20 protein-coding genes are annotated in these 22,384 nt (G+C 47.4%); 16 read left to right on the top strand and 4 right to left on the bottom strand.

The window, feature by feature from the left end; genetic code table 11:
* Positions 1-287: 287 nt before the first annotated feature.
* From sdhC to dps, 9 genes are all read left to right on the top strand, one after another.
* Positions 288-662, top strand: a complete 375-nt coding sequence (gene sdhC, locus DEU29_RS05700) for a succinate dehydrogenase, cytochrome b556 subunit (protein WP_133539291.1) — start codon at positions 288-290, stop codon at positions 660-662.
* Positions 656-1,003 carry a succinate dehydrogenase, hydrophobic membrane anchor protein gene (sdhD, locus tag DEU29_RS05695; protein ID WP_133539290.1) on the top strand — a complete coding sequence of 116 codons (348 nt, stop codon included), beginning with the start codon at positions 656-658 and terminating at the stop codon, positions 1,001-1,003. Before sdhC ends, sdhD begins: the two co-directional genes overlap by 7 nt.
* Positions 1,004-2,770 carry a succinate dehydrogenase flavoprotein subunit gene (gene sdhA / locus DEU29_RS05690; RefSeq protein WP_133539289.1) on the top strand — a complete coding sequence of 589 codons (1,767 nt, stop codon included), beginning with the start codon at positions 1,004-1,006 and terminating at the stop codon, positions 2,768-2,770.
* 9 nt (positions 2,771-2,779) lie between these two features.
* Positions 2,780-3,493, top strand: a complete 714-nt coding sequence (locus tag DEU29_RS05685; protein WP_133539288.1) for a succinate dehydrogenase iron-sulfur subunit — start codon at positions 2,780-2,782, stop codon at positions 3,491-3,493.
* A gap of 92 nt (positions 3,494-3,585) precedes the next feature.
* Positions 3,586-6,390 (top strand): 2-oxoglutarate dehydrogenase E1 component, encoded by a 2,805-nt coding sequence (gene sucA / locus DEU29_RS05680; RefSeq protein WP_133539287.1) that lies wholly within the window; start codon positions 3,586-3,588, stop codon positions 6,388-6,390.
* Between the two features lie 13 nt (positions 6,391-6,403).
* Entirely contained in the window at positions 6,404-7,987 is a 1,584-nt protein-coding gene (odhB, locus tag DEU29_RS05675) for a 2-oxoglutarate dehydrogenase complex dihydrolipoyllysine-residue succinyltransferase (protein WP_133539286.1), read from the top strand.
* Positions 7,988-8,126: 139 nt separating this feature from the next.
* Positions 8,127-9,293 carry an ADP-forming succinate--CoA ligase subunit beta gene (gene sucC / locus DEU29_RS05670; protein ID WP_133539285.1) on the top strand — a complete coding sequence of 389 codons (1,167 nt, stop codon included), beginning with the start codon at positions 8,127-8,129 and terminating at the stop codon, positions 9,291-9,293.
* Positions 9,293-10,165: a succinate--CoA ligase subunit alpha gene (sucD, locus tag DEU29_RS05665; RefSeq protein WP_011234743.1), complete on the top strand. Its 873-nt coding sequence runs from the start codon at positions 9,293-9,295 to the stop codon at positions 10,163-10,165. The genes sucC and sucD overlap by 1 nt, the downstream gene beginning before the upstream one ends.
* A gap of 176 nt (positions 10,166-10,341) precedes the next feature.
* On the top strand, positions 10,342-10,866 hold the full coding sequence (dps, locus tag DEU29_RS05660; protein WP_133539284.1) for a DNA starvation/stationary phase protection protein Dps: 525 nt from the start codon (positions 10,342-10,344) through the stop codon (positions 10,864-10,866).
* A 60-nt stretch (positions 10,867-10,926) separates the two neighbouring features.
* Here the strand turns inward: dps and DEU29_RS05655 are convergent, their stop codons facing one another.
* Genes DEU29_RS05655 through DEU29_RS05645 form a run of 3 tightly spaced genes read right to left on the bottom strand, consistent with a single transcriptional unit; the run spans position 10,927 to position 13,353 of the window.
* Positions 10,927-11,943: an alpha/beta hydrolase gene (locus DEU29_RS05655; RefSeq protein ID WP_133539283.1), complete on the bottom strand. Its 1,017-nt coding sequence runs from the start codon at positions 11,941-11,943 to the stop codon at positions 10,927-10,929.
* A gap of 38 nt (positions 11,944-11,981) precedes the next feature.
* Entirely contained in the window at positions 11,982-12,638 is a 657-nt protein-coding gene (locus DEU29_RS05650) for a hypothetical protein (protein WP_133539282.1), read from the bottom strand.
* Between the two features lie 19 nt (positions 12,639-12,657).
* On the bottom strand, positions 12,658-13,353 hold the full coding sequence (locus DEU29_RS05645) for a GOLPH3/VPS74 family protein (RefSeq protein ID WP_133539281.1): 696 nt from the start codon (positions 13,351-13,353) through the stop codon (positions 12,658-12,660).
* Positions 13,354-13,471: 118 nt separating this feature from the next.
* Here DEU29_RS05645 and DEU29_RS05640 point away from each other — a divergent pair, with 118 nt between their 5' ends.
* From DEU29_RS05640 to DEU29_RS05610, 7 genes are all read left to right on the top strand, one after another.
* Positions 13,472-15,007: a putative bifunctional diguanylate cyclase/phosphodiesterase gene (locus tag DEU29_RS05640; RefSeq protein WP_133539280.1), complete on the top strand. Its 1,536-nt coding sequence runs from the start codon at positions 13,472-13,474 to the stop codon at positions 15,005-15,007.
* 29 nt (positions 15,008-15,036) lie between these two features.
* The gene (locus tag DEU29_RS14175; RefSeq protein ID WP_133539279.1) at positions 15,037-15,171 is read left to right on the top strand and encodes an EAL domain-containing protein; all 135 of its coding nucleotides are present in this window, start codon (positions 15,037-15,039) and stop codon (positions 15,169-15,171) included.
* 78 nt (positions 15,172-15,249) lie between these two features.
* Entirely contained in the window at positions 15,250-17,094 is a 1,845-nt protein-coding gene (locus DEU29_RS05630; protein ID WP_133539278.1) for a hypothetical protein, read from the top strand.
* Positions 17,095-17,267: 173 nt separating this feature from the next.
* Entirely contained in the window at positions 17,268-18,500 is a 1,233-nt protein-coding gene (locus DEU29_RS05625; RefSeq protein WP_133539277.1) for a hypothetical protein, read from the top strand.
* Between the two features lie 283 nt (positions 18,501-18,783).
* On the top strand, positions 18,784-20,019 hold the full coding sequence (locus DEU29_RS05620; protein WP_133539276.1) for an acyl-CoA dehydrogenase family protein: 1,236 nt from the start codon (positions 18,784-18,786) through the stop codon (positions 20,017-20,019).
* A complete protein-coding gene (locus tag DEU29_RS05615; protein ID WP_133539275.1) occupies positions 20,012-21,112 on the top strand; it encodes a phosphotransferase family protein in 1,101 nt (366 codons plus the stop codon). The genes DEU29_RS05620 and DEU29_RS05615 overlap by 8 nt, the downstream gene beginning before the upstream one ends.
* A 6-nt stretch (positions 21,113-21,118) precedes the next feature.
* On the top strand, positions 21,119-21,889 hold the full coding sequence (locus DEU29_RS05610; protein WP_133539274.1) for an SDR family oxidoreductase: 771 nt from the start codon (positions 21,119-21,121) through the stop codon (positions 21,887-21,889).
* Positions 21,890-21,892: 3 nt separating this feature from the next.
* Here the strand turns inward: DEU29_RS05610 and DEU29_RS05605 are convergent, their stop codons facing one another.
* Positions 21,893-22,354, bottom strand: coding sequence for a hypothetical protein (locus tag DEU29_RS05605; protein ID WP_133539273.1), 462 nt, complete (start codon positions 22,352-22,354; stop codon positions 21,893-21,895).
* Positions 22,355-22,384: the final 30 nt, after the last annotated feature.

Here is a 22,384-nt window from a genome sequence, read left to right as displayed (position 1 = left end):
AATTTTTGTAAAGAGGCGCTTGCGTTAACTCAACCTTTTTATACGGTCAATTGGTTAACTAAAGATTACATTGCGCTGAGGAAATTTAACCGCATTAGACTTTAGTCGCATTTGCTATGGTTTTACTTTAATAATCCAAAAATTGTCTATTTACGTTACTAGTTTTGTCATTGTAATTGCTTGGCAGGCTAGATATACTCACTGCCGTCGAGGTAGCATTTGGACTCTATCGATGCGCCGGGCATTCTTTTACATTTCTTTACTGCTTTATTAAAAGGCAATCTATCGTGAAAAAAGAAAGACCTGTAAATTTAGATTTATCAACCATCAAACTTCCTGCCGCTGCCAAAGCATCCATCTTACACCGTGTTTCTGGTGTTGTTATGTTGATTGCACTGGCGTTTCTTACCTGGGCATTCGCGACATCGTTGAGTGGTCCGGAAGGCTTCATGCAAATCGAAAGCTTAATGACTGGCTTTATCGCTAAGTTCATTGGCTGGGGTATTTTGACAGCGTTAGGATTCCATATAATTCTTGGCATTCGTCACTGGGTGATGGACTTAGGCTACTGGGAAGAGCTCGAATCGGGCCGCAGCAGTGCTAACATCGCTATCGTACTGTCGATTGTCTGGGCAGTTTTGGTAGGAGTATGGTTATGGTAAACGCAGCTGGAACATTCGGACGTAGCGGCTCGCATGACTACATCTTATTGCGCGCTTCATCCGTTATCATCTTTTTATTCTCTCTGTTTATGGCAGGTTTCTTCGTATCAACTGCGGATGTCACCTACGCAAACTGGAGCGGATTGTTCTCTAATGTGTGGATGAAAGTGTTCACATTATTAACCCTGACGGCAGTGCTGATCCATGGTTGGATTGGAATTTGGCAGGTACTGACGGACTATGTAAAGGCGTCAGGCGTACGTGCTTTCATTCAATTCGTGTTCAGCGTCGGTTTAATCGTCGTTTGGCTCACTGGCTTGTTTGTACTGTGGGGTGTTTAAGTGAACGTTAAAACTCTAGAATTTGATGCAGTGGTTATCGGTGCCGGCGGTGCTGGCATGCGAGCGGCGCTGCAAATTTCCCAAGAGGGAATGAGCTGTGCGTTGATGTCGAAAGTGTTTCCAACGCGCTCACATACAGTTTCTGCGCAAGGTGGTATTACTGTTGCTTTAGGTAATGCTCACGAGGACGATTGGCAATGGCACATGTTTGATACCGTTAAAGGTTCAGATTACATCGGTGACCAGGATGCAATCGAGTACATGTGTAAGGCGGGTCCTGAAGCCATTTTAGAAATGGAAAACATGGGATTGCCTTTCTCGCGCTTCGAAAACGGTAAAATTTACCAACGCCCGTTTGGTGGTCAGTCGAAAGAATTCGGCGGCGAGCAAGCGGCACGTACTGCGGCAGCAGCTGACCGTACTGGTCACGCACTGTTGCACCTGCTATATCAGCAGAACGTAAAAAATAAGACCACGGTATTTTCTGAGTGGTATGCACTGGATATCGTAAAGAACCAAGACGGTGCCGTTTGTGGTGTAACGACCATGAATATCGAAACCGGTGAGGTTTACTTTGTAAAAGCTAAGGCTGTTGTGTTGGCAACCGGTGGTGCAGGGCGTATTTATGCCTCAACCACAAACGCACACATCAATACCGGTGACGGTGTTGGTATGGCATTGCGTGCGGGTGTACCGGTACAAGACATGGAAATGTGGCAGTTCCACCCAACGGGTATCGCCGGTGCTGGCTCTCTGGTAACCGAAGGTTGCCGTGGTGAAGGTGGCTACCTGTTAAATAAAGACGGTGAGCGCTTTATGGAGCGCTACGCACCTAACGCTAAAGATTTGGCATCACGTGACGTGGTTTCACGTGCGATGATGACCGAAATCCGCGAAGGTCGTGGCTGTGAAGGTCCTTGGGGCACACACATCAAACTGAAACTGGATCACCTGGGTAAAGAAACCCTGGAAAGTCGTTTGCCGGGTGTTTGTGATTTATCACGTACCTTCGCACACGTCGATCCCGTTAAAGAACCGATTCCGGTCATTCCAACCTGTCATTACATGATGGGCGGTATTCCTACCGACGTTAACGGTCAGGTACTGAGCGTTGATGATAATGGTCAAACTGCGCATGTACCGGGCTTGTTTGCTTGTGGCGAAATTGCCTGTGTATCAGTGCATGGGGCTAACCGTCTTGGCGGTAACTCGCTACTTGACTTGGTTGTATTCGGACGCGCTACGGGTATGCACCTGGGCGAACATCTGGCAGCTAACGTCGAGGCTCGTGAAGCATCAAGTGATGATGTGGACCAGGCAATGGCTCGTTATAACCGTTGGGAAAGCACCGACAAAGGCGAAGATCCGGCGCAAATCAAGAAAGACTTGCAGCAGTGCATGCAGATGAACTTCTCGGTATTCCGCGAAGGCGACGCAATGCAGGAAGGTCTAAAAGAGCTTCGCGAAATTCGCGAACGTCTGCGAAGTGCACGTCTTGATGACCGCTCGCAGGAGTTCAACACTCAGCGTGTTGAATGTCTTGAATTAGATAACTTGATGGAAACAGCTTACTCTACGGCAGTTTCGGCATCGTTCCGTACCGAAAGCCGTGGCGCGCACAGCCGTGCTGACTATCCTGACCGTGATGACGAAAACTGGTTGGTTCACACCATTTTCCGTCCAGAGAAAGAAGACATGGTTACGCGTGAAGTCAATATGGCACCTAAGCTGCGTGAAGCTTTCCCTCCGAAAGCTCGTACTTATTAAGGGGGGTTTATGAAAACCTATACGTTCTCAATTTATCGTTATAATCCTGATGTGGACGACAAGCCACACATGAAAGAGTATCAACTGGAAGTTGAAGATAATCAGGATTTAATGGTGCTGGAAGCGCTGATTAAGTTAAAAGAGAAGGACCCAACACTGGCATTCCGTCGTTCGTGTCGTGAAGGTGTTTGTGGTTCTGATGGCATGAATATCAACGGCAAAAACGGCTTGGCATGTATTACTCACTTGTCGTCGTTAAAGTCAGATAAAATCGTTATTCGTCCATTGCCGGGCCTGCCGGTTATTCGCGACTTAATCGTGGATATGAGTCAGTTTTATCAGCAGTACGAAAAGATTAAACCGTATCTGATCAATGACGATAAAACACCACCAGCGCGCGAGCGTCTGCAGTCACCTGAAGACCGTGCTAAGCTTGATGGCCTATACGAATGTATTTTGTGTGCATGTTGCTCAACTTCATGCCCATCATTCTGGTGGAACCCGGATAAGTTCGTTGGTCCTGCTGGCTTGTTGCATGCGTATCGATTCTTAATCGATAGTCGCGATACGGCGACAGAGGAACGCTTGGACGAGCTGGATGATGCCTTCAGTGTATTCCGTTGTCACGGTATCATGAACTGTGTCAACGTCTGTCCTAAAGGCTTAAACCCGACCAAAGCCATTGGCCACATCAAGTCGATGTTGCTAAGCCGGGCGGTGTAACAGGACAAACGGGTGATGTTGTGAATAGCCATTCTGGATTAGGGTGGCTATTCTTTCATAGTTTGAGCAGAATTTAGTGGAAAGGAAACGCAATGCAAGAGGGTGTAATGCGTGAGTGGCTAGAATCTTCGCATCTAGCCGGAGGAAACGTCGCCTATATCGAACAATTGTTCGAGGCGTACCTCGATGATCCAACTGCAGTGAGTGATGAGTGGCGTAATATCTTCGATTCGCTGCCTAAAACTGATAGTGCAGTTGATGTAAAGCTAAGCGATGTTCGTGACGAGTTTAAAACACTCGCTAAGAACAAGCTTAAGCAAGCTGGCACTGGAAGTGCTCCCGCCGACCAAAAGCAAGTTAAAGTCCTGCAGCTGATCAACGCGTACCGTTTTCGCGGTCATCAACACGCAAATTTAGACCCGCTTGGATTGTGGAAGCAGGAGAATGTTCCTGATTTATCGCTCGATTTTCATGGTCTGACCAAAGACGATCTGGAGCGAGAGTTTAATGTGGGTTCGCTTGCCGCCGGCAGCGAAACCATGAAGTTAAAAGATATTCATAGCGCACTGGAGTCGATTTACTGTGGCTCGATCGGTGCGGAATATATGCATATCGTCTCGACTGAAGAAAAACGTTGGATCCAGCAGCGCTTAGAAGGCGTGCTCGGACAACCTAAATTTAGTCAAGAAGAACAAGTCAAGATCTTACGTGAACTGATTTCCGCAGATGGTCTTGAAAAGTATCTGGGCTCGAAGTTCCCGGGTGCTAAGCGGTTCTCGTTAGAGGGTGGCGATAGCCTGGTGCCGCTACTTAAAGCACTGATTACTCGCTCAGGTGAGCAGGGTGCGAAAGAAGTGGTCGTCGGTATGGCTCACCGTGGACGCCTCAACGTATTAGTCAATGTCTTGGGTAAAAAGCCACAAGACTTGTTTGACGAATTTGCTGGTAAACACAGCAACAACAAAGGCTCAGGTGATGTTAAGTATCACATGGGCTTTTCATCAGATTTTGAAACACCGGGTGGCGATGTTCACCTGGCGCTAGCCTTTAACCCGTCGCACCTTGAAATCGTTAATCCGGTAGTGATGGGCTCAGTGCGTGCGCGCATGGATCGCCTCAAAGATCCGGAAGGTAAAAAGGTACTGCCGATTACCATTCATGGCGACTCGGCGATTGCGGGCCAGGGCGTAGTGCAAGAAACCTTCAACATGTCGCAAACTCGCGCCTACCAAGTTGGCGGTTCAATTCGCATTGTTGTTAATAACCAGGTTGGTTTTACCACATCGAAACGCGAAGACGCGCGCTCAACCCAATACTGCACAGATATTGCAAAAATGGTGCAGGCGCCGATTTTCCACGTTAATGCGGATGACCCGGAAGCCGTGGTTTTCGTAACGCAACTGGCGCTGGATTATCGTAATACCTTTAAACGTGACGTTGTTATCGATTTAGTTTGTTATCGCCGTCACGGTCATAACGAAGCCGACGAGCCGAGTGCAACACAGCCACTGATGTATGCCAAAGTTAAAAAGCACCCGGTGGCTCGCGAGCTTTACGCACAAAAGCTAGCCGGTAAAAATACCGTTAGCGAAGACGATGCCAAGCAATGGATTCAGGATTACCGCGATGCGCTGGATAAAGGCGAAGTGGTAGTTGATGAGCATCGTCCAATGCGTCAGCATTCAGTTGACTGGACACCATATATTGGTAACGACTGGGATGTTGAGTACGACTATAAGGTCAGTGCGAAAACGTTAAAACAATTAGGTGAGAAGATTTCATCGTACCCGGAAGAACATAAGCTAAACTCACGAGTGGCTAAGGTCTATCAGGAACGTCAAAAAATGGCCAAAGGCGACAAATCCATGGATTGGGGTTTCGCTGAGAGTCTCGCCTACGCAACCCTGGTTAACGACGATATTCACATTCGTTTGACCGGGCAGGACTCTGGCCGTGGTACCTTCTTCCATCGTCACGCGGTATTGCATAATCAAGACGATGGCAGCGTGTACATGCCATTGAACGATATAAAGGACGAGCAAGGTCAGATCGAAATTTATGACTCAGTGTTGTCCGAAGCGGCAGTCTTGGCGTTTGAATACGGTTATGCGACAGCCGAGCCTAAATCATTGATTATGTGGGAAGCACAATTTGGTGACTTCGCTAATGGTGCTCAGGTTGTCATCGATCAGTTCTTAAGCTCGGGCGAGCAAAAATGGGGACGTTTCTGTGGTCTGACATTGTTGCTGCCGCACGGCTATGAAGGGCAGGGGCCAGAGCACTCCTCGGCGCGTTTAGAACGCTTCCTGCAGTTATCAGCCGACCATAACTGGTCTGTCTGTGTGCCGACTACGCCGGCACAGGTATTCCACATGATTCGTCGTCAACAGTTACGGCCGGTTCGTCGTCCGTTAATTGTAATGACGCCAAAATCGTTATTACGCCATCCATTAGCCGTTTCAGAGATGGATGATCTGGCTAATACCGGCTTCCAGAACGCGATTGCGGAAATCGATGAAATGGATCCGAAGAAGGTCAAACGCGTGGTAATGTGTGCCGGTAAAGTCTACTACGACTTACTGCAGGAACGTCGTAAGCGTGAGCAAGACGATGTTGCCATTATCCGTATCGAGCAATTATATCCGTTCCCGGCCGAAGAAGTGGCCGAGATCATGAAAGACTATCAGCACGTCAAAGATTTTGTCTGGTGTCAGGAAGAACCTCAGAACCAGGGCGCTTGGTATAACAGCCAACACCATTTCTGGGCTGCAATTCCTTCCGGTGCTCAGCTTACCTACGCGGGTCGGGATGCCTCTGCGGCTCCGGCAGTGGGTTATTTAACTGAACACAACAAACAGCAACAAAAACTCGTTGACGAAGCGCTAACCACTAAATAGGTGAAGATGAACCATGGCGATTGATATTAAAGTTCCTCAATTACCCGAATCTGTTGCCGATGCCACCATCGCAACATGGCACGTAAAACCTGGCGATAAAGTGTCGCGTGACCAGAATCTGGTTGACATCGAAACCGACAAGGTAGTGCTGGAAGTCGTCGCAGAAGCGGACGGCGTGCTGGGTGAGATTACTGCCGAAGAAGGCACCACTGTTACTGCTGAAGAAGTCATCGGTAAAATTGAAGAAGGTGACGGTGCAGCGAGCGGTGACTCTGGCAAAGAAGAGAAGTCAGACGACAGCGATAAAAAAGCTGATAAGCAAGACGAGAACAAAGGCGAGAGTAAAGACTCTGGCTCTGCCGATAAGAAAGGCTTAGGCGAGAAAATGAACGTTACCGTTCCGCAATTACCAGAATCAGTATCTGACGCAACTATTTCTGCCTGGCATGTTAAAGAAGGCGACGAAGTTAAGCGTGACCAGAACCTAGTCGATATTGAAACCGACAAAGTAGTGCTTGAAGTTGTAGCACCAGCAGACGGCGTTTTGGTTAAGATTGAACACGACGAAGGTGCAACGGTAGGCGCTGATGACGTTATCGGTGTTGTGGAAGCCGGCGCCTCTTCAGGCGGCAGTGCAAGCAAATCAGGCGACAGCAAGTCAGAGTCTTCTGCTGAAAGTAAAGATGACGGCGGTGACAGCGAAGTCGCTGGCCCTGCGGTGCGTCGTTTATTAGGCGAGCACGGCCTCAAGCCAAGTGATGTTAAAGGCACCGGCAAAGGCGGACGTGTCACCAAGGAAGACGTTGAAAAGCACGTTAAAGACGGTGCATCTAAGTCAGCGTCTAAGTCGTCAGACAGCAGCAAGCAACAATCTGCGCAACCAGCAGCGGCAGGCGATCGTGACCAGAAACGTGTACCAATGACACGTTTGCGTAAGCGTATCGCAGAGCGTTTGTTACAAGCGAAGAACGACACGGCCATGTTGACCACGTTCAACGAAATCAACATGAAACCGATCATGGACTTACGCAAAAAGTACAAAGACGTGTTTGAAGAAACACACGGTACGCGCCTTGGCTTCATGGGCTTTTATATCAAAGCTGTGACTGAAGCACTTAAGCGTTTCCCTGATGTGAACGCGTCAATCGACGGTGATGATATCGTTTACCACAACTATTTTGATGTCAGCATTGCGGTATCAACGCCACGTGGTTTGGTAACACCGGTTCTGCGTGATACCGACAAGATGTCGATCGCGGACATGGAAAAAGGTATCCGTGAACTGGCAATTAAAGGACGTGACGGCAAGCTAACGTTGGATGAGATGCAAGGTGGCAACTTCACCGTTACTAACGGTGGCGTGTTTGGTTCACTGTTATCAACACCTATTCTTAATCCACCGCAAAGTGCGATTCTGGGTATGCATAAAATCCAGGAGCGCCCCATGGTTGTCGACGGTAAGATTGAGATCTTACCAATGATGTATTTGGCTCTGTCTTATGACCACCGCATTATCGATGGTAAAGAATCGGTTGGCTTCCTGGTCACTGTTAAAGAGCTATTAGAAGATCCTCAACGTCTGATCCTGGATATCTAAAGACGCTGAGCCACAGCCGCAACGTCATTTTGACTTGCGGCTGTTATTTTTTGTGCCGTTTTCTGTTAAAATTCGGCGCGGTATTCGGGTAGGCAGCAGGTAAGCTGCTTTTGTTGTTTCAACGAATCGGAAGAGCATCATGAATTTGCATGAGTATCAGGGTAAGCAACTCTTTAAAGAGTTTGGTTTGCCAGTATCTGAAGGTTTTGCCTGTGACACTGCTGATGAAGCAGTCGACGCGGCAAAACGTATTGGCGGTGACACTTGGGTTGTTAAGTGTCAGGTACACGCAGGCGGCCGTGGTAAAGCGGGCGGCGTAAAACTGGTTAAAAGCCTGGATGACGTGCGCGCATTCGCCGAGCAGTGGTTAGGTAAAAACTTAGTAACTTTCCAGACCGACGAAAAAGGTCAGCCGGTTGCTAAGATTTTAGTTGAAAGCTGCACTGACATCGCTGACGAACTGTACCTGGGTGCAGTTGTTGACCGTGGTTCACGTAAAATCGTGTTCATGGCATCAACCGAAGGTGGTGTTGAAATCGAGAAAGTAGCAGAAGAAACACCAGAAAAAATCTTAAAAGCTGAAATCGACCCTACCGTTGGCGCGCAGCCATACCAAGGTCGTGAGTTAGGTTTTAAACTGGGTCTAAACCCGGATCAGGTTAAGCAGTTCACCAAGATCTTCCTGGGTCTTGCTGAAATGTTCGAAAAATACGACCTGGCACTGTTAGAGATTAACCCGTTGGTCATCACTGACGAAGGCAACATGCACTGTCTGGATGCTAAAGTTGGTATCGACAGTAACGCGTTGTATCGTCAGCCGAAGCTGCGTGAAATGCACGATCCGTCACAAGAAGACGAGCGTGAAGCGCAAGCGGCGAAATGGGAACTTAACTACGTAGCGTTAGACGGCAACATCGGTTGTATGGTTAACGGCGCAGGCTTGGCGATGGGTACTATGGACATCGTTAAACTGAGCGGTGGCGAACCTGCTAACTTCCTTGACGTTGGTGGCGGCGCGACTAAAGAGCGTGTTTCTGAAGCGTTCAAAATCATCCTGTCTGACAGCTCTGTTAATGCCGTATTGGTTAACATCTTCGGTGGTATCGTTCGTTGTGACATGATCGCAGAAGGTATCATTGGCGCGGTTGAGGAAGTCGGCGTTAAAGTACCAGTAGTTGTTCGCCTTGAAGGTAACAATGCTGAACTGGGTAGAGATAAACTGAAAGAAAGTGGCCTGAACATTATCGCTGCAGAGAGCTTGTCTGATGCTGCCGATAAAGTGGTTGCTGCGGCAGGAGGTCAATAATGAGCATTTTGATCGATAAAAACACCAAAGTAATCTGCCAGGGCTTTACTGGTGGTCAGGGTACTTTCCACTCTGAGCAGGCAATTGCTTACGGTACGCAAATGGTTGGCGGTGTAACCCCTGGTAAAGGTGGTCAAGAACACTTAGGCCTGCCTGTATTCAATACTGTACGTGAAGCAGTAGAAGCAACTGGCGCGACAGCATCAGTTATCTACGTACCAGCGCCTTTCTGTAAAGACTCAATCATCGAAGCAGCAGACGCTGGTATCGAACTGATTGTTTGTATTACCGAAGGTATCCCGACGCTGGACATGCTTTATGTTAAAGAATACCTGACGCACAAAGGCGTGCGCATGATCGGTCCAAACTGCCCAGGTGTTATCACGCCGGACGAGTGCAAAATCGGTATCATGCCTGGCCACATCCACAAGAAAGGTAAAGTGGGTATCGTATCGCGTTCAGGTACATTGACGTACGAAGCGGTTAAGCAGACTACTGACGCAGGTTTTGGTCAGTCTAGCTGTGTTGGTATCGGTGGCGACCCTATCCCGGGTTCTAACTTCATCGATATTCTGGAACTGTTCGAAAAAGATCCAGAAACCGAAGCTATCGTAATGATCGGTGAAATCGGCGGTACAGCAGAAGAGGAAGCGGCAGAGTACATTAAAAACAATGTATCTAAGCCAGTTGTTTCTTACATTGCTGGTGTTACTGCGCCTCCGGGCAAACGTATGGGCCACGCTGGTGCCATCATTGCCGGTGGTAAAGGTACTGCTGACGAGAAATTCGCTGCACTAGAAGCTGCAGGCGTTAAAACTGTACGCAGCCTGGCCGACATCGGCAAAGCTGTAGCAGAGAAAACAGGCTGGTAATAGCCCGTAGCTTGCGCCTCTGGCGCAAGTACAAAAGCCGACGTTCAAACAAGCCAAACGCTTGCACGAACGTCGGCTTTTTTGTGTTCTATCGTTAATTGCTTTGGCTGAGTTACCGATCTACTCAGTAAATTTGTGCGTAGGTAATAGTACATACATACTGAGTAGGAGGAATAATGAGCTCGAGTAATGCATCAACGAAAGTTGCCGAATTTACGGCTCCGGGTGTTGATAGCCAGTCGGCAAAAGATACTATCGCGCTACTCGATGACCGCTTGGTTGCACTTCTCGATTTACAATTAACCCTTAAGCATGTGCACTGGAATGTTGTCGGCCCGAACTTTATCGGTGTGCACGAAATGCTCGATCCACAGGTTGATGCTGTGCGTGAAATGACCGATACCATAGCCGAGCGTATCGCAACCATGGGCGGCGTACCTGTTGGCACACCGCAATCAATCGTCGACCGTCGTCGCTGGGATGAATACAATATTGGCAGAGGACTTGTTGTAGATCATTTAGGTGCACTCGATAAAGTCTATAATGGCGTTAACGAAGACCATCGTAAGGCAATTGATAAACTCGCCGAGCTTGATCCCGTATCAGAAGACCTGTTAACCGGCCAACTGGGTGATCTTGAGCAATTCCAGTGGTTTGTTCGCGCTCACATTGAGTCAGCAACGGGTGAACTTAACCGTTAATATAACTGCTCTAGACAACGCACCAAACCCAGCAACCCGTTGTGCTGGGTTTTTTGTTGTCTAGAGGTTGTTCAGCCACGGTTTAATACTGTCGTTTAGTTGATTATCAAAAATCATCATCTCAATATGGCCACGATTGTCGAAGTATTTGACTTTGACGGCATCAATGGTGGCAAGCGCTTTAATTTGCTCGGGATCGCTAATCTTGTCTAGCCCTCCGGCTAAAATGAGCGTTGGGGGTAAAGAATCGGTCGTTTGGCGTAATAAAATGCGCGGCGTTGATAACTGGCGTGAATTCGTTTGCCGTTCAGTCAGCACGTTCTCGAAGGTAGTTTGCAGCCACTGGTCAGAAACGAGCTTAGTAAGCAAAGGACTTGAGCTTTTGGCCACTCGCGTGGCTGCGGGCGTAAAATCAGTCATCGGCGCGACAGCAATAAACCCGGAGATACTGCCATACGACGCAATATACTGCGCGGCAATAGATGCACCATAGGATTTTCCATAGAGAATGACCGGTAACTGATACTGTTGTTTAAGCGTCGTGATTAAACGATGTAAACGCTTTAGATCTGCCGCACCAAAGCTCACTGGCTGTTGACCTGCTTGACCATGCCCAAGCAGGTCAAAGCTGGCGGTATGATAACCCTGAAGCTGCAGCGCCACGCTGTCAAAGAAAACCGATTGGGCATTAGTGCTGTAGCTGTGTAGCAGAATTATAATACCTTTGGCAGATGGAAAATCCTTTGGAGGGGACTCAAGTTCTAGTTTGTATTTACGTACTGGTTCGATGCCTTTTGGCGCGTTGGTATAGCGAAAAGTGAAATCCATCTTTGGCGGCATAAAATCAGCCGTTAATGCTTCGGCATCGCCGAAGTAAAAGGGTAAACGTCGTTGGCCGGCAATCTCACGCGCTTGCAGATGATAAATTTCGAGTAGCTCGCGGTCGCTAACACCTTCAACAACCATGCCGCCGTCGCCAGGATAAAGTATTTTTTGCTCGATAAAGTGCGCACAACCCGAGGCCATGCTGAGTAGCAAAGCAATACAAATAGTGCTTAAAGGTTTTCTAAAGCGCATTGACGCGGATTCCTATTAACGGGCTGTGTTTTATGAAGCTATTTAACCTGCAGTGTCATCGCAGCGTCAAAACGCAGTTCACCATTAATGACCTTTGGGTTGGCTTCGAGTGCTCTGATAATGGCATTGCGCTGATTAGTGTCTTTACGCTTAGATAGTTCAATCAAAATCGAATTAGGTGTATTGGCGTTGCGTGCCAGTTTTATGTCTGTGCCGATTTGATTCTCTCGTTGATATAGTGCCCGCAGCGTGTCGACGGGCGTTGATGGATTTGCTGCGAGTCTGTTGTCTAGTTCGTAGCCATAGCCCAATTTGGCATCAGCGAGGGAGGCCAGGCGCTGCGATGGCGTCGATGGATCGGCTGCCGCAATGAGAGCGTTACTTAGCTGCATCGCGCTCACACTCATATAGCCCGCGTAGCCGATAAATAAAAGCGACAATGCACCGCTGACAAAGGATTTAAACCAGTACTTCTGTGCGAGTCCTTGTAGAAAGTAGAACATGGCAAAGGACAAAACTAACCACAGCACCGTGTTTAAGATAAGTGAGTACATGATGACAATGCCACTCTGGGCATCCGGCGCGATCTCGGTGACTCGTGTCTGCAGGTTGAAAGCCGTAAAGCTGACAGCAAAACTGAAAGCGACAGCGATTAATACCGCCTGCCAGAGACGGAGGTTTTTAAGAAGTGTCATGCAAATTCCTTTTAATTGACTAACAGGAACCAGTGCAGGGCGTCGTTGCAGCAGTGATGGCGGGCATCATAACAGCTACCATAACAGCGGCTTCAATCGCTTGAACCGCTTCTTTGGCGGCTTTAGATACCAGTTCGCCATTCTCTAGTTGTTTGATGCGCTGCTTGCGGTCTTTCAGCTCTTGCTTACTAAAAATCTGTGGCAGTAGCTTGGCGCTATTGGCTAATGCAACGGCAATAGCGATGCGAGGCTCAATATCTTCGCTATCACTGAGTACCGCATCACGCATGGCCTGACGCAATTCCTGCTCTGGTTGCGGGTTTACTTCGGGGTAAACCTGGCGCTCGAACAGCCACAACACCTTCTCTTTTTCATGAGACACAATGTCGTCATCAGCTAATGCTTGTGCAACTTTATGTTTCAGGTTTTTAATGCCGCCGATTTTTTGTACCCAGTCTTTGAGTTTACGCGGGCGCTTCGCTTCAGCGATCATCGCTAAGGCTTCATCTAACAACGTATCGCCCGTCGGGCTGTCATTGAGCACCATGACTTTGTTTTTATTTGCTTCATCAGCCTTAATCCGGCCCAACATTAATAACTCAGCAGCTATAGCTCCGGCGGTGGCATACTCCACGTACATGCCATTCATGGTGCCTTTTTCCTCGCACAATGCGAGCAGCATAATGGCTTCGTAGAGCTTTAATTTTTCTGGCATGGTGTTACCTATCGCTTTATACGTGTTGACAGAACATTTTTAACAAATTTATCAATCATCTTCTATACTTATGTTAAGTTCTAATTCTCATTGGTAAATAAAGCAACGGCCAATTTTTATGACGAATGACCGCGACAAGCAAATTAGCGAGGCACGGTTTCATAAGCTCTTCGATGATACGCAAGCTATGTCTATTCAAGGCTATCGTGTGGATGGCTCTGTAGTCTATTGGAATGCGGCTTCAGAAAAAATATACGGCTATTCAGCGAGCGAAGCGATTGGGCGTAGCCTCTTTGACTTAATTATCCCTCAGGATATGCGTGACGAGGTCAAGCAGGCCGTTGCCTGGATGTTTGACAATGAAGAAGGGATTCCGCCAGCTCGTTTGAACCTCAAGCATAAAGACGGCTCCACAGTGCCTGTCTATTCAAGCCATACTGTTGTGTCGCTGCCGAATGACGAGCCTATTATGTTCTGTATGGATGCGGATATGCGTTCATTAGACATCGCCGAGGCGGAAGTGCAGCGACTTTCGTATTATGACTCACTGACAGGTTTGCCAAACCGTCGTTTGCTACTTGAGCGAATAACCAGTGTTATGCGCAGCACCAGCAGTGAAAAATCCGCCGCTGCGTTACTTATTGTCGATATAGACAAGTTTCACAGTATTAACGATAGCCTGGGTTACAGTGTTGGTGATCGGGTGCTGACAAATTGCGCGGAGGCTTTGCAGAAATTCAGTTCATCTCCGGATGACCTTGCTCGTTTGGGTAAAGATGAGTTCGCGCTTCTGTTACCTTGTTCTTCATCTTCACTGGATGCTGTTGCTGCAGAAGCCGAGTTAATGGCAACTCAGATTCTTCAAAAATTAAAAGCGCCATTAATCCTGGAAGGACGCTCGCACCAGCTAACAGCTTGTAGTGGAATCACGCTTTTTCAGTGTCCCGGAACATTATCTGGAGACGAACTTTTGCGCCAGGCGGATATCGCACTTAAAATGGCGAAAAGGTCTAATACCAATGCGATTAGTTTTTTCGACTCACAGATGGAATCATTGGTTAAGAAGCGTTTGGAAATCTCACAAGCGCTTAATCATGCTGTCGAAAATGAAGAGCTGACGTTAGCGTTACAGCCACAGGTCGATCAAAATCAACGTATTATTGGCTTTGAAGCGCTTCTTCGCTGGCAACATCCTAAGTTCAAATCACTCTCACCGAATGACTTTATTCCGATTGCTGAAGCCAACGACAGTATTATCGCCTTGGGCGATTGGGTGTTAGAAAAAAGCTGTAAAAAGCTGGTGAAGTTGGCAGCTCAACATTACAGTAAAAACGTTAAAATCTCAGTGAATGTCAGCGCTGTTCAGTTTCGCCGGGGGGACTTTGTCGCGTGGGTAAAAAATATTCTGCAAAGCACCGGCGCTAACCCCGGAAACTTATGTCTTGAGCTGACAGAGAGCCTTATTGCTGACGACATTAACTTTATTATTGAACAAATGGCTAGTTTGCGTGAACTGGGTGTATCGATTTCGCTTGACGACTTTGGTACTGGTTATGCCTCGTTAGCTTATCTGACAAGGCTACCGCTTGACGAATTAAAAATAGATCGGGCTTTTGTACGTGATTTAGATGCAGTAGCAAAGGTGCATTACTAACCGAGACTATTATTAGCCTGGGTCGCAGTATGAATCTCACTGTCATTGCCGAGGGCGTGGAAACCGAACAGCAATTCAAGCGTCTGCAAAAGATGGGCTGCCAGCATTTTCAAGGTTATTTGTTTGGTAAGCCTGCTGAGAGTATTGAGCGCTATTTTTCGTAAAGATTGCAGGGTTGCAATATTGTTATACGGTAGTAAGTTAGTTAGTAGTATTTTTATCTAACCAAGGAATGGTATGTAATGAAACTCTCCAGCGTTCTATCTACTGTTAACCAGATTGAGAAGTCTAAGTTTATTAATTTTCTGGATCGCATCTGCACGGAGGCGAGCTCACATGATAAGCAGGTCGCTAAGCAATTTAAAAACATTGACGGGGAAATTAAAAACGCGCCTAGTGGCGAAGTTACTCAGTTATTTCGACTGGCTCAGCCGCTTTTCCAACGGGAAGTAAAGTCTCAGCTTGCGCTAAGTGGTGCACAGGCAGCGCTTTTGGTTAATATCCTCAGTCGCGATGGTAATTGCGTAGCGAGGTTGTCGTGGGTCGAGCATCTGTATGAAAAAGAATGGAAACAAATTGACGCGCAGGCGAAAAGTCTGAAATCACTGTTTGAAGCAGCTGAACAAACAGAGGTTTATGACGAACCGAAACGCCTGGGCATTTACTACGCCTGTTTGTACGAAGCACTGCATAATGATGAACGCTCGAACCGCGAAGGTAAAATTACTGATGAAGAGCGTGGAATACTGAATGTGCTCGCGCATAAACTGGATGTAACAGCCGACAACCGTGTTGCCATTGAGCATTTAATCGATCCCATTCCCAAAACGGGCGTTTCTGACTGTCTGAATCAGCTACGTGAAATAGGCATTGCTTTCGTATCTAAGAAGCATCAGACCGTTTATGTGCCCGATGAAATAGTTGCGTTGTTACACCGTATCCAATCTAAAGAGCTTGCAGACAAGCATCTTCTACGAATTTTGCGGACATTCTCTGATGCCGAGCTCTCCAATATTCTGAAAAGCCATGACAAGCGTATTCGCGGTGTCAGCCGTGATGAAAAAATTGATACCGTTTACAAAATGGGTTTATCGGTCAGTCAAATTCTGAGTGATGACATGCACGGCGAACAGTCCGGCGTGACTGAGAAAAAAGAGCGTCTGAAGACACTCATTGAGGACTTGCAGCTCGCACTCGACAAGCTTGGCACTACGCTCGAGGAGCGTTGCAGCCTAATTATTGGGGCGCTGAACTCCTCTACAGAGCATGAATTTAATATTTTATCGGCAACAGGGTACAAGTCGCTGTTTTCAACGCTTAGTCAGCACCTTCCTCAATTGCCGAAAATGTTAAAGGAAGAGTTTGAACTTGAGCCTAATCAGGATATAGACGTTGAGAAGCTTCGTGCTCTTGCAATAACCCCATACGATATACTATTTATGCTGTCGAACGAGCAGGTTAAGAGCCTGAAGTCTGACATGGGCATAACGCGCAGAGGCGACCCGAGACAGGTTATTCTTGAAAGCTTTGCTGATGCGACAGATAAGCTGGTAGAAAATTACGAAGCCCTGGCAAGACGAGACTTAGCCGCTTTAAAGCAGAAGAACATTGAAATAGCCGAGGCTGACATAGGCATTAAGTTTGAAGAGGTCACCAAAGCCATATTCGAAGAGCTTGGCTTAACAGTTGACGAAGACTTACGACGCGACATCAATACCGCCAAAGATAAAGCTGACATTCTTCTGTCGTTGAGTGAAGACGATATTATTATCGGTGAAGCGAAAACCTCAAAGAAAGGGGACTTTGCTAAGTACTCCACGACCTCCCGCCAAGTGAAAGCCTATGTCACACGCTGCGAAGGCGCGGGTAAGCGGGTTGCACAAGTGCTCATTGTTGCCCCCAGCTTTTCTAATGACTTTGTTGAGTCTGCTGAAATGGATACCGAAGTGAACATCTCACTGCTGGAAGCCGCTGGCCTGAAGAAAATACTGGAGGCGTATAAGTCACGCAGGAACCCTAAATTTTCAGCCAAATTGTTTACCAAAGGCGGGCTTTTGAAAGCGGATTTGATTGCTAAGAATATATGAATTTGTTCCTAATTTGGGCACCGGAGTTACTAAATTTTCATCATAACTGGTTTAGTGGCTGAGAGATACTTGAATTGCTGCTTTAGAAAGTAGTCAAAGTGACTAACCGACTAGACTAAATTAACTTAATTCAATTCAATATATGTAAAGTAGCCATTCATGGAGGATAGATCATGAGAACTTTATTTTTTGTCGCCGCTTTGCTTACGGGCTTCACATGCTCTGCTGACGAACAATCTCACGAAGAGTATATAAAAGAAGTCAACAAGGCATTCGATAGAGTTTTCGAGGCCACAAATGGAAAAACGTTGAGCCAGCAGATTAATGCGCTCAAAGAGCTTTCCGTAGAGTTTGCAGATAATGAAGCGGTGTATGACATGCTACTTCAAGAGCGTGGTACCACGTATTCATTTATAGGTCAGCACCAGCAAGCGTTGGCGGCATTTGATAAGCGCGACTCAACACCTAAAAAATTGCATGAAGAGATAAAGGGCTTAAGCATCCCAAATGCAGTGGATGCGATTGTAAAAAAGTCAGCTGAACATCAAATTGTAATGATCAATGAAGCGCATCATATTCCTCAGCACCGTGTATTGACGTATCGATTACTAGAGGGATTGTGGGAACAAGGGTATCGTTATTTAGCGCTAGAAGCTTTATCGGAAAATGCAGAAAATGAAATGGCTAAGGAATATGTATTTGAGAAGGCTGGTTTTTACACGGTAGAACCCGTCTTTGCAAATTTGCTATTGCATGCTCAGCAGTTGGGTTTTCAGTTGGTTTCTTATGACTATGGTTCTGAAATGCAAGGGGGAACGGAAGCAAGAGAAAAAAGTGCGGCCAAGAACCTTCGCGAGAAAATATTCGACAATACTCCAGACGCTAAAGTTATTATCCACGTCGGTTATAATCATATTAACGAAGATGGCTGGCTCGCATATTATTTAAAGGAATCATTAGAGCTGGATCCATTAACGATAAACCAGACCGAGATTGCTGAAAAAAGCGAGAAGAAATTTGAGTCGGAGACTTACACATGGCTTGTGGAGAATCATTCTTTTGATGCACCCGTTTTATTAATGGATAGTGAACAGAGATTTTGGTCACATAATCCTGAAAAATACGACGTTAATGTGATCTGGCCGAGAACAGAGTATAGCTTAAACCGCCCAGACTGGGCTCGTCTGGGTCGGGAGTTGATGCGCGTTGATATGAGTTGGTGTGAAGAAAGCTACCCTTGTACTGTCGAGGTTTACAGAGTCGGTGAAGACGATGAGGTTCCCGCCGATCGCATAGTCATCTCAACGGAGAATGAAGCTTCAGGTATTTTTATTTCGCCGTCCAGTAGTCAAATAAAAGTAACGAATGTTGAAGGCGAGGTGTTACACACAGAGTCACTTGAATAAAAGTCACTGATTGGGGTAAGACCCAAATGACGACATTTGATTTTAGACTTTTCCGGGGGCTAGAACTGGTTACCTAAAAGCTATTATAAGTAAGTTAACTGTAGGGTGTTCGCAACGCAGTTTTCAGCTAAAGAAAAGCCTAGTAAAAGAGATTTAGGTAAATACTCATGGATAAGCTTTCAGCTCCGACAAATTTATGATGAAAGTCTATTCCCAACTCTGGTTGTACCACTCACACTTTCAAGTCTACAATGCTGTTAACGAATAGTTGGGAACGGACATTATGGACTTTTCTTACAGTGCTAAGACTGCGGATTATTTACAGCGCCTCGATACCTTCATGCGTGAATTTATCGAGCCGTACGAGAGCCAGTACCAGAAAGAAAATTTTCGCTTAAATGGTACCCCGAATTGGCGCGAGTGGCAGGTGCCGCCGCGCGTGGCTGAGCTTAAGCAAATGGCGCGTGAGCGGGGCTTATGGAATCTGTTTTTGCCAGATGACAAGCTGGGCGCCGGGTTAAGCACACTAGAATACGCGCCGCTGGCCGAACGCATGGGCAGAAGCTTGTTGGCGCCGGAAATTTTTAACTGCAATGCGCCGGATACCGGCAATATGGAAGTGCTTTATCATTTTGGTGATAAAAGCCAACAGCGCCGTTGGTTACAGCCGTTGCTGGATGGTGAGACCCGGTCAGTTTTTTGTATGACGGAGCCGGATGTGGCGTCATCGGACGCGACTAATATGCAAACCACGATTGTCGCAGATGGTGATGAGTGGGTCATTAACGGACGTAAATGGTGGAGTACGGGTTTGGGCCACCCGCAGGCGGAAATTGCGATTGTGATGGGGCTCACTGATGAAGACGCGGATAAACACCAGCGCCACACGATGATCCTGGTGCCTTTAGACACGCCCGGAGTCAACATTGAACGGATGCTACCGGCACTAGGAGAGTACGACGCACCATACGGTCATGGCGAGGTAATATTTGATCATGTCAGGGTACCGAAAGAAAACATCATAGTTGGCCCGGGAGCAGGCTTTAAGATTGCTCAGGGGCGCTTAGGGCCGGGGCGTATTCATCATTGCATGCGCGCCATTGGTGCGGCGGAGCGTGCATTGGAACTGTTCATTGAGCGCGGTGCGACGCGAATTGCCTTTGGCCAGCCGCTACTCAAACTCGGCGGTAATACCGAACGGTTAGCTGATATGCGTGTTGCCATCGATCAAGCGCGATTAATGACACTCTATGCTGCCTGGCAAATCGATAATATCGGTGCATTAAAGGCCATTAAAGAAATATCTGCGATTAAGTTGGTTGCGCCGAATGTGTTGCAACAGGTTGTGGATGAAACCATGCAGTTATTTGGTGGCGCCTCGATGTGCCATGACACACCGTTGCCGGGATTGCTGGCAGTAGCAAAATCCTTACGCATCGCCGATGGTCCTGATGCGGTGCATCGTGCAACGATTGCAAAAACTGAACTCAAACAATGGCAGGGACGGCGCCATGACTGATGCTGTTTTGGACTCTGTGTTAGACAAGGCAAGCCAAGTGCGTGACGAGGAAGCGTTGCCGGTTGCCGCATTAGACGCTTGGTTGGCTGAGCACATTGCAGATGAACTGCCGCACGAGCGGGGCGAGTTAAAGGTAACCCAATACACCGGCGGCGCCTCTAACTGGACTTATCGGTTGGATTACCACGGTTTAACATTGGTATTGCGACGTCCGCCGGCCGGTACCAAAGCGAAATCTGCGCATGACATGGGACGCGAATATCGGCTGCAGAAGAAACTGCGGCCGGCTTTTCCTTATGTGCCACGCATGTTGGCTCATTGCACCGATGAGTCGGTGATTGGCGCGGAATTTTACGTGATGGAACACGTCACTGGTATTATCCCCAGACGACGCTTCCCCCGCGAACTGGAACTCAGTCCGCAACAGGCAAAGCAGCTTAATACTTATGCACTGGATAAGTTAATTGAACTGCATCACGTTGACCTCGACAGTACCGGTTTGCGCAAAATAGCCAAAGGCGAAGGCTATACAGACCGTCAGGTCAGTGGTTGGTGTGGTCGTTACGAAAAGGCGAAAACCTGGAATGTAGTTGGTGCGGGACCGGTCATGCGTTGGCTAAAGGACAACAAACCCAATAGCGAAACGATTTGCTTAACGCATAATGATTTTCGGCTGGATAACTTAATCTTAAACCCCGACGATCCGACCGATATTATTAGCATTCTGGACTGGGAGCTGGCAACTCTGGGTAATCCGTTAATGGATCTCGGCAATGCTCTGGCGTATTGGATCCAGGCTGACGATGATAAAATTGCGCGGGCAACTAAACGTCAACCCAGTGACTATCCGGGCATGTTAACGCGTCAACAAATCATCGATTATTACTGCGAAAAAACCGGCGTCGATGTCGACGACTTTGTTTTTTACGAGGTGTTCGGTATGTTCCGGCTTGCGGTTATTGCGCAGCAAATTTATTACCGTTATCACCACAAGCAAACCACTAACAAGACCTTTAAAAATTTTTGGTTCTTGGTTAATTACCTCCTGTGGCGCTGCCGCAAACGCATAAAACAACATAAAAAAGCGATGTAATCTGTTATGGCACAACAACGAAATACGATTTTGATCACGGGCGCCAGTTCAGGGCTGGGGCAGGGCATGGCGCGGGAATTTGCAAAGCAAGGCCGAAACCTATGCCTCTGTGCGCGTCGAGTTGACCGGTTGGAAGCACTAAAAGCCGAGTTGGAGCAGCAAAACGCTAACATAAAAGTATCGATTAAAGCACTGGATGTTAATCAACACGATGACGTGTTCAGCGTTTTTAATGAATTTAAGCAGGAATTTGGCAGTATTGATCGCTTTATTATCAATGCCGGGATGGGCAAAGGTGCAGCGTTGGGCACCGGGTACTTTCATGCCAACAAAGCCACCGCTGAAACCAACTTTGTTGCCGCGCTGGCACAATGTGAAGCGGCCATGACCATTTTGCGAGAGCAACAGCAGGGCCACTTAGTTACGATATCGTCAATGAGCGCGTTCCGCGGCATGCCGCGGGCAATGACGGTATACGCGGCAACCAAGGCGGGTTTAGCCTCGTTGACCGAGGGCATTCGTGCTGATTTAATGAAAACTTATGGTAGTAATAGTCCGATAAAGGTATCAACCATTTATCCTGGCTACATTCGCTCGGAAATAAACGAAAAGGTAAAAAATACGCCGTTTATGGTCGATACTGAAACCGGCTGCAGATTACTGGCAGAAGCTATCAATAAAGAGCCGGTGAAAGCCTACGTGCCCCGCTGGCCATGGGCATTGATGGCATTTTTGATGAAGCGCCTGCCACTTAAGTGGGTGCTTAAACTGAGTTAATTCTCAGTTATTTTCACTACAGTTGGCTGTCGGCTTATTGTTAATATCGACGGCCAGCGTCTGACTCTGACCGTTTAAATCCTTATAAATAAAAACCGGCTCAGCCAGATTCATTTCTCCTTTGTCGCCATCGTGGTCAACCAACAGTGTTTGGCGCTCAATCGTCAGCGCCAAGCATTGGGGAGATGTGGTTGTTAGCATCCGCTGCCAGCGATCACTGGCCGGCTCAACTAACCACAGTTCATCTCCTTGCCAATCTTTACCTGCACCGCGTTGGCAATAATAGTGATGAATCTCGGCAGCATTTTCTGAGGTTTGTAATAAGCGCTGCATTTCGCAGTCGGTATCGTTGGGTAACGGAGGCTCCATCGCTGTGTATTGATAAACGATGACACTAACCACAATTAATGCAAAAGTAGCACCAGCGGCCATTAAGATTAAAGCGATTTTTTTTAACAGACTCATGCGTTGTAACTTTTATGGTAACGGAAAAGA

It is taken from the genome of Idiomarina aquatica, assembly GCF_004362895.1.
Classification (GTDB): Bacteria; Pseudomonadota; Gammaproteobacteria; order Enterobacterales; family Alteromonadaceae; genus Idiomarina.
The sequence above is the reverse complement of the archived record's forward strand: the minus strand, read 5'-3'. Positions and strand labels throughout refer to the sequence as shown.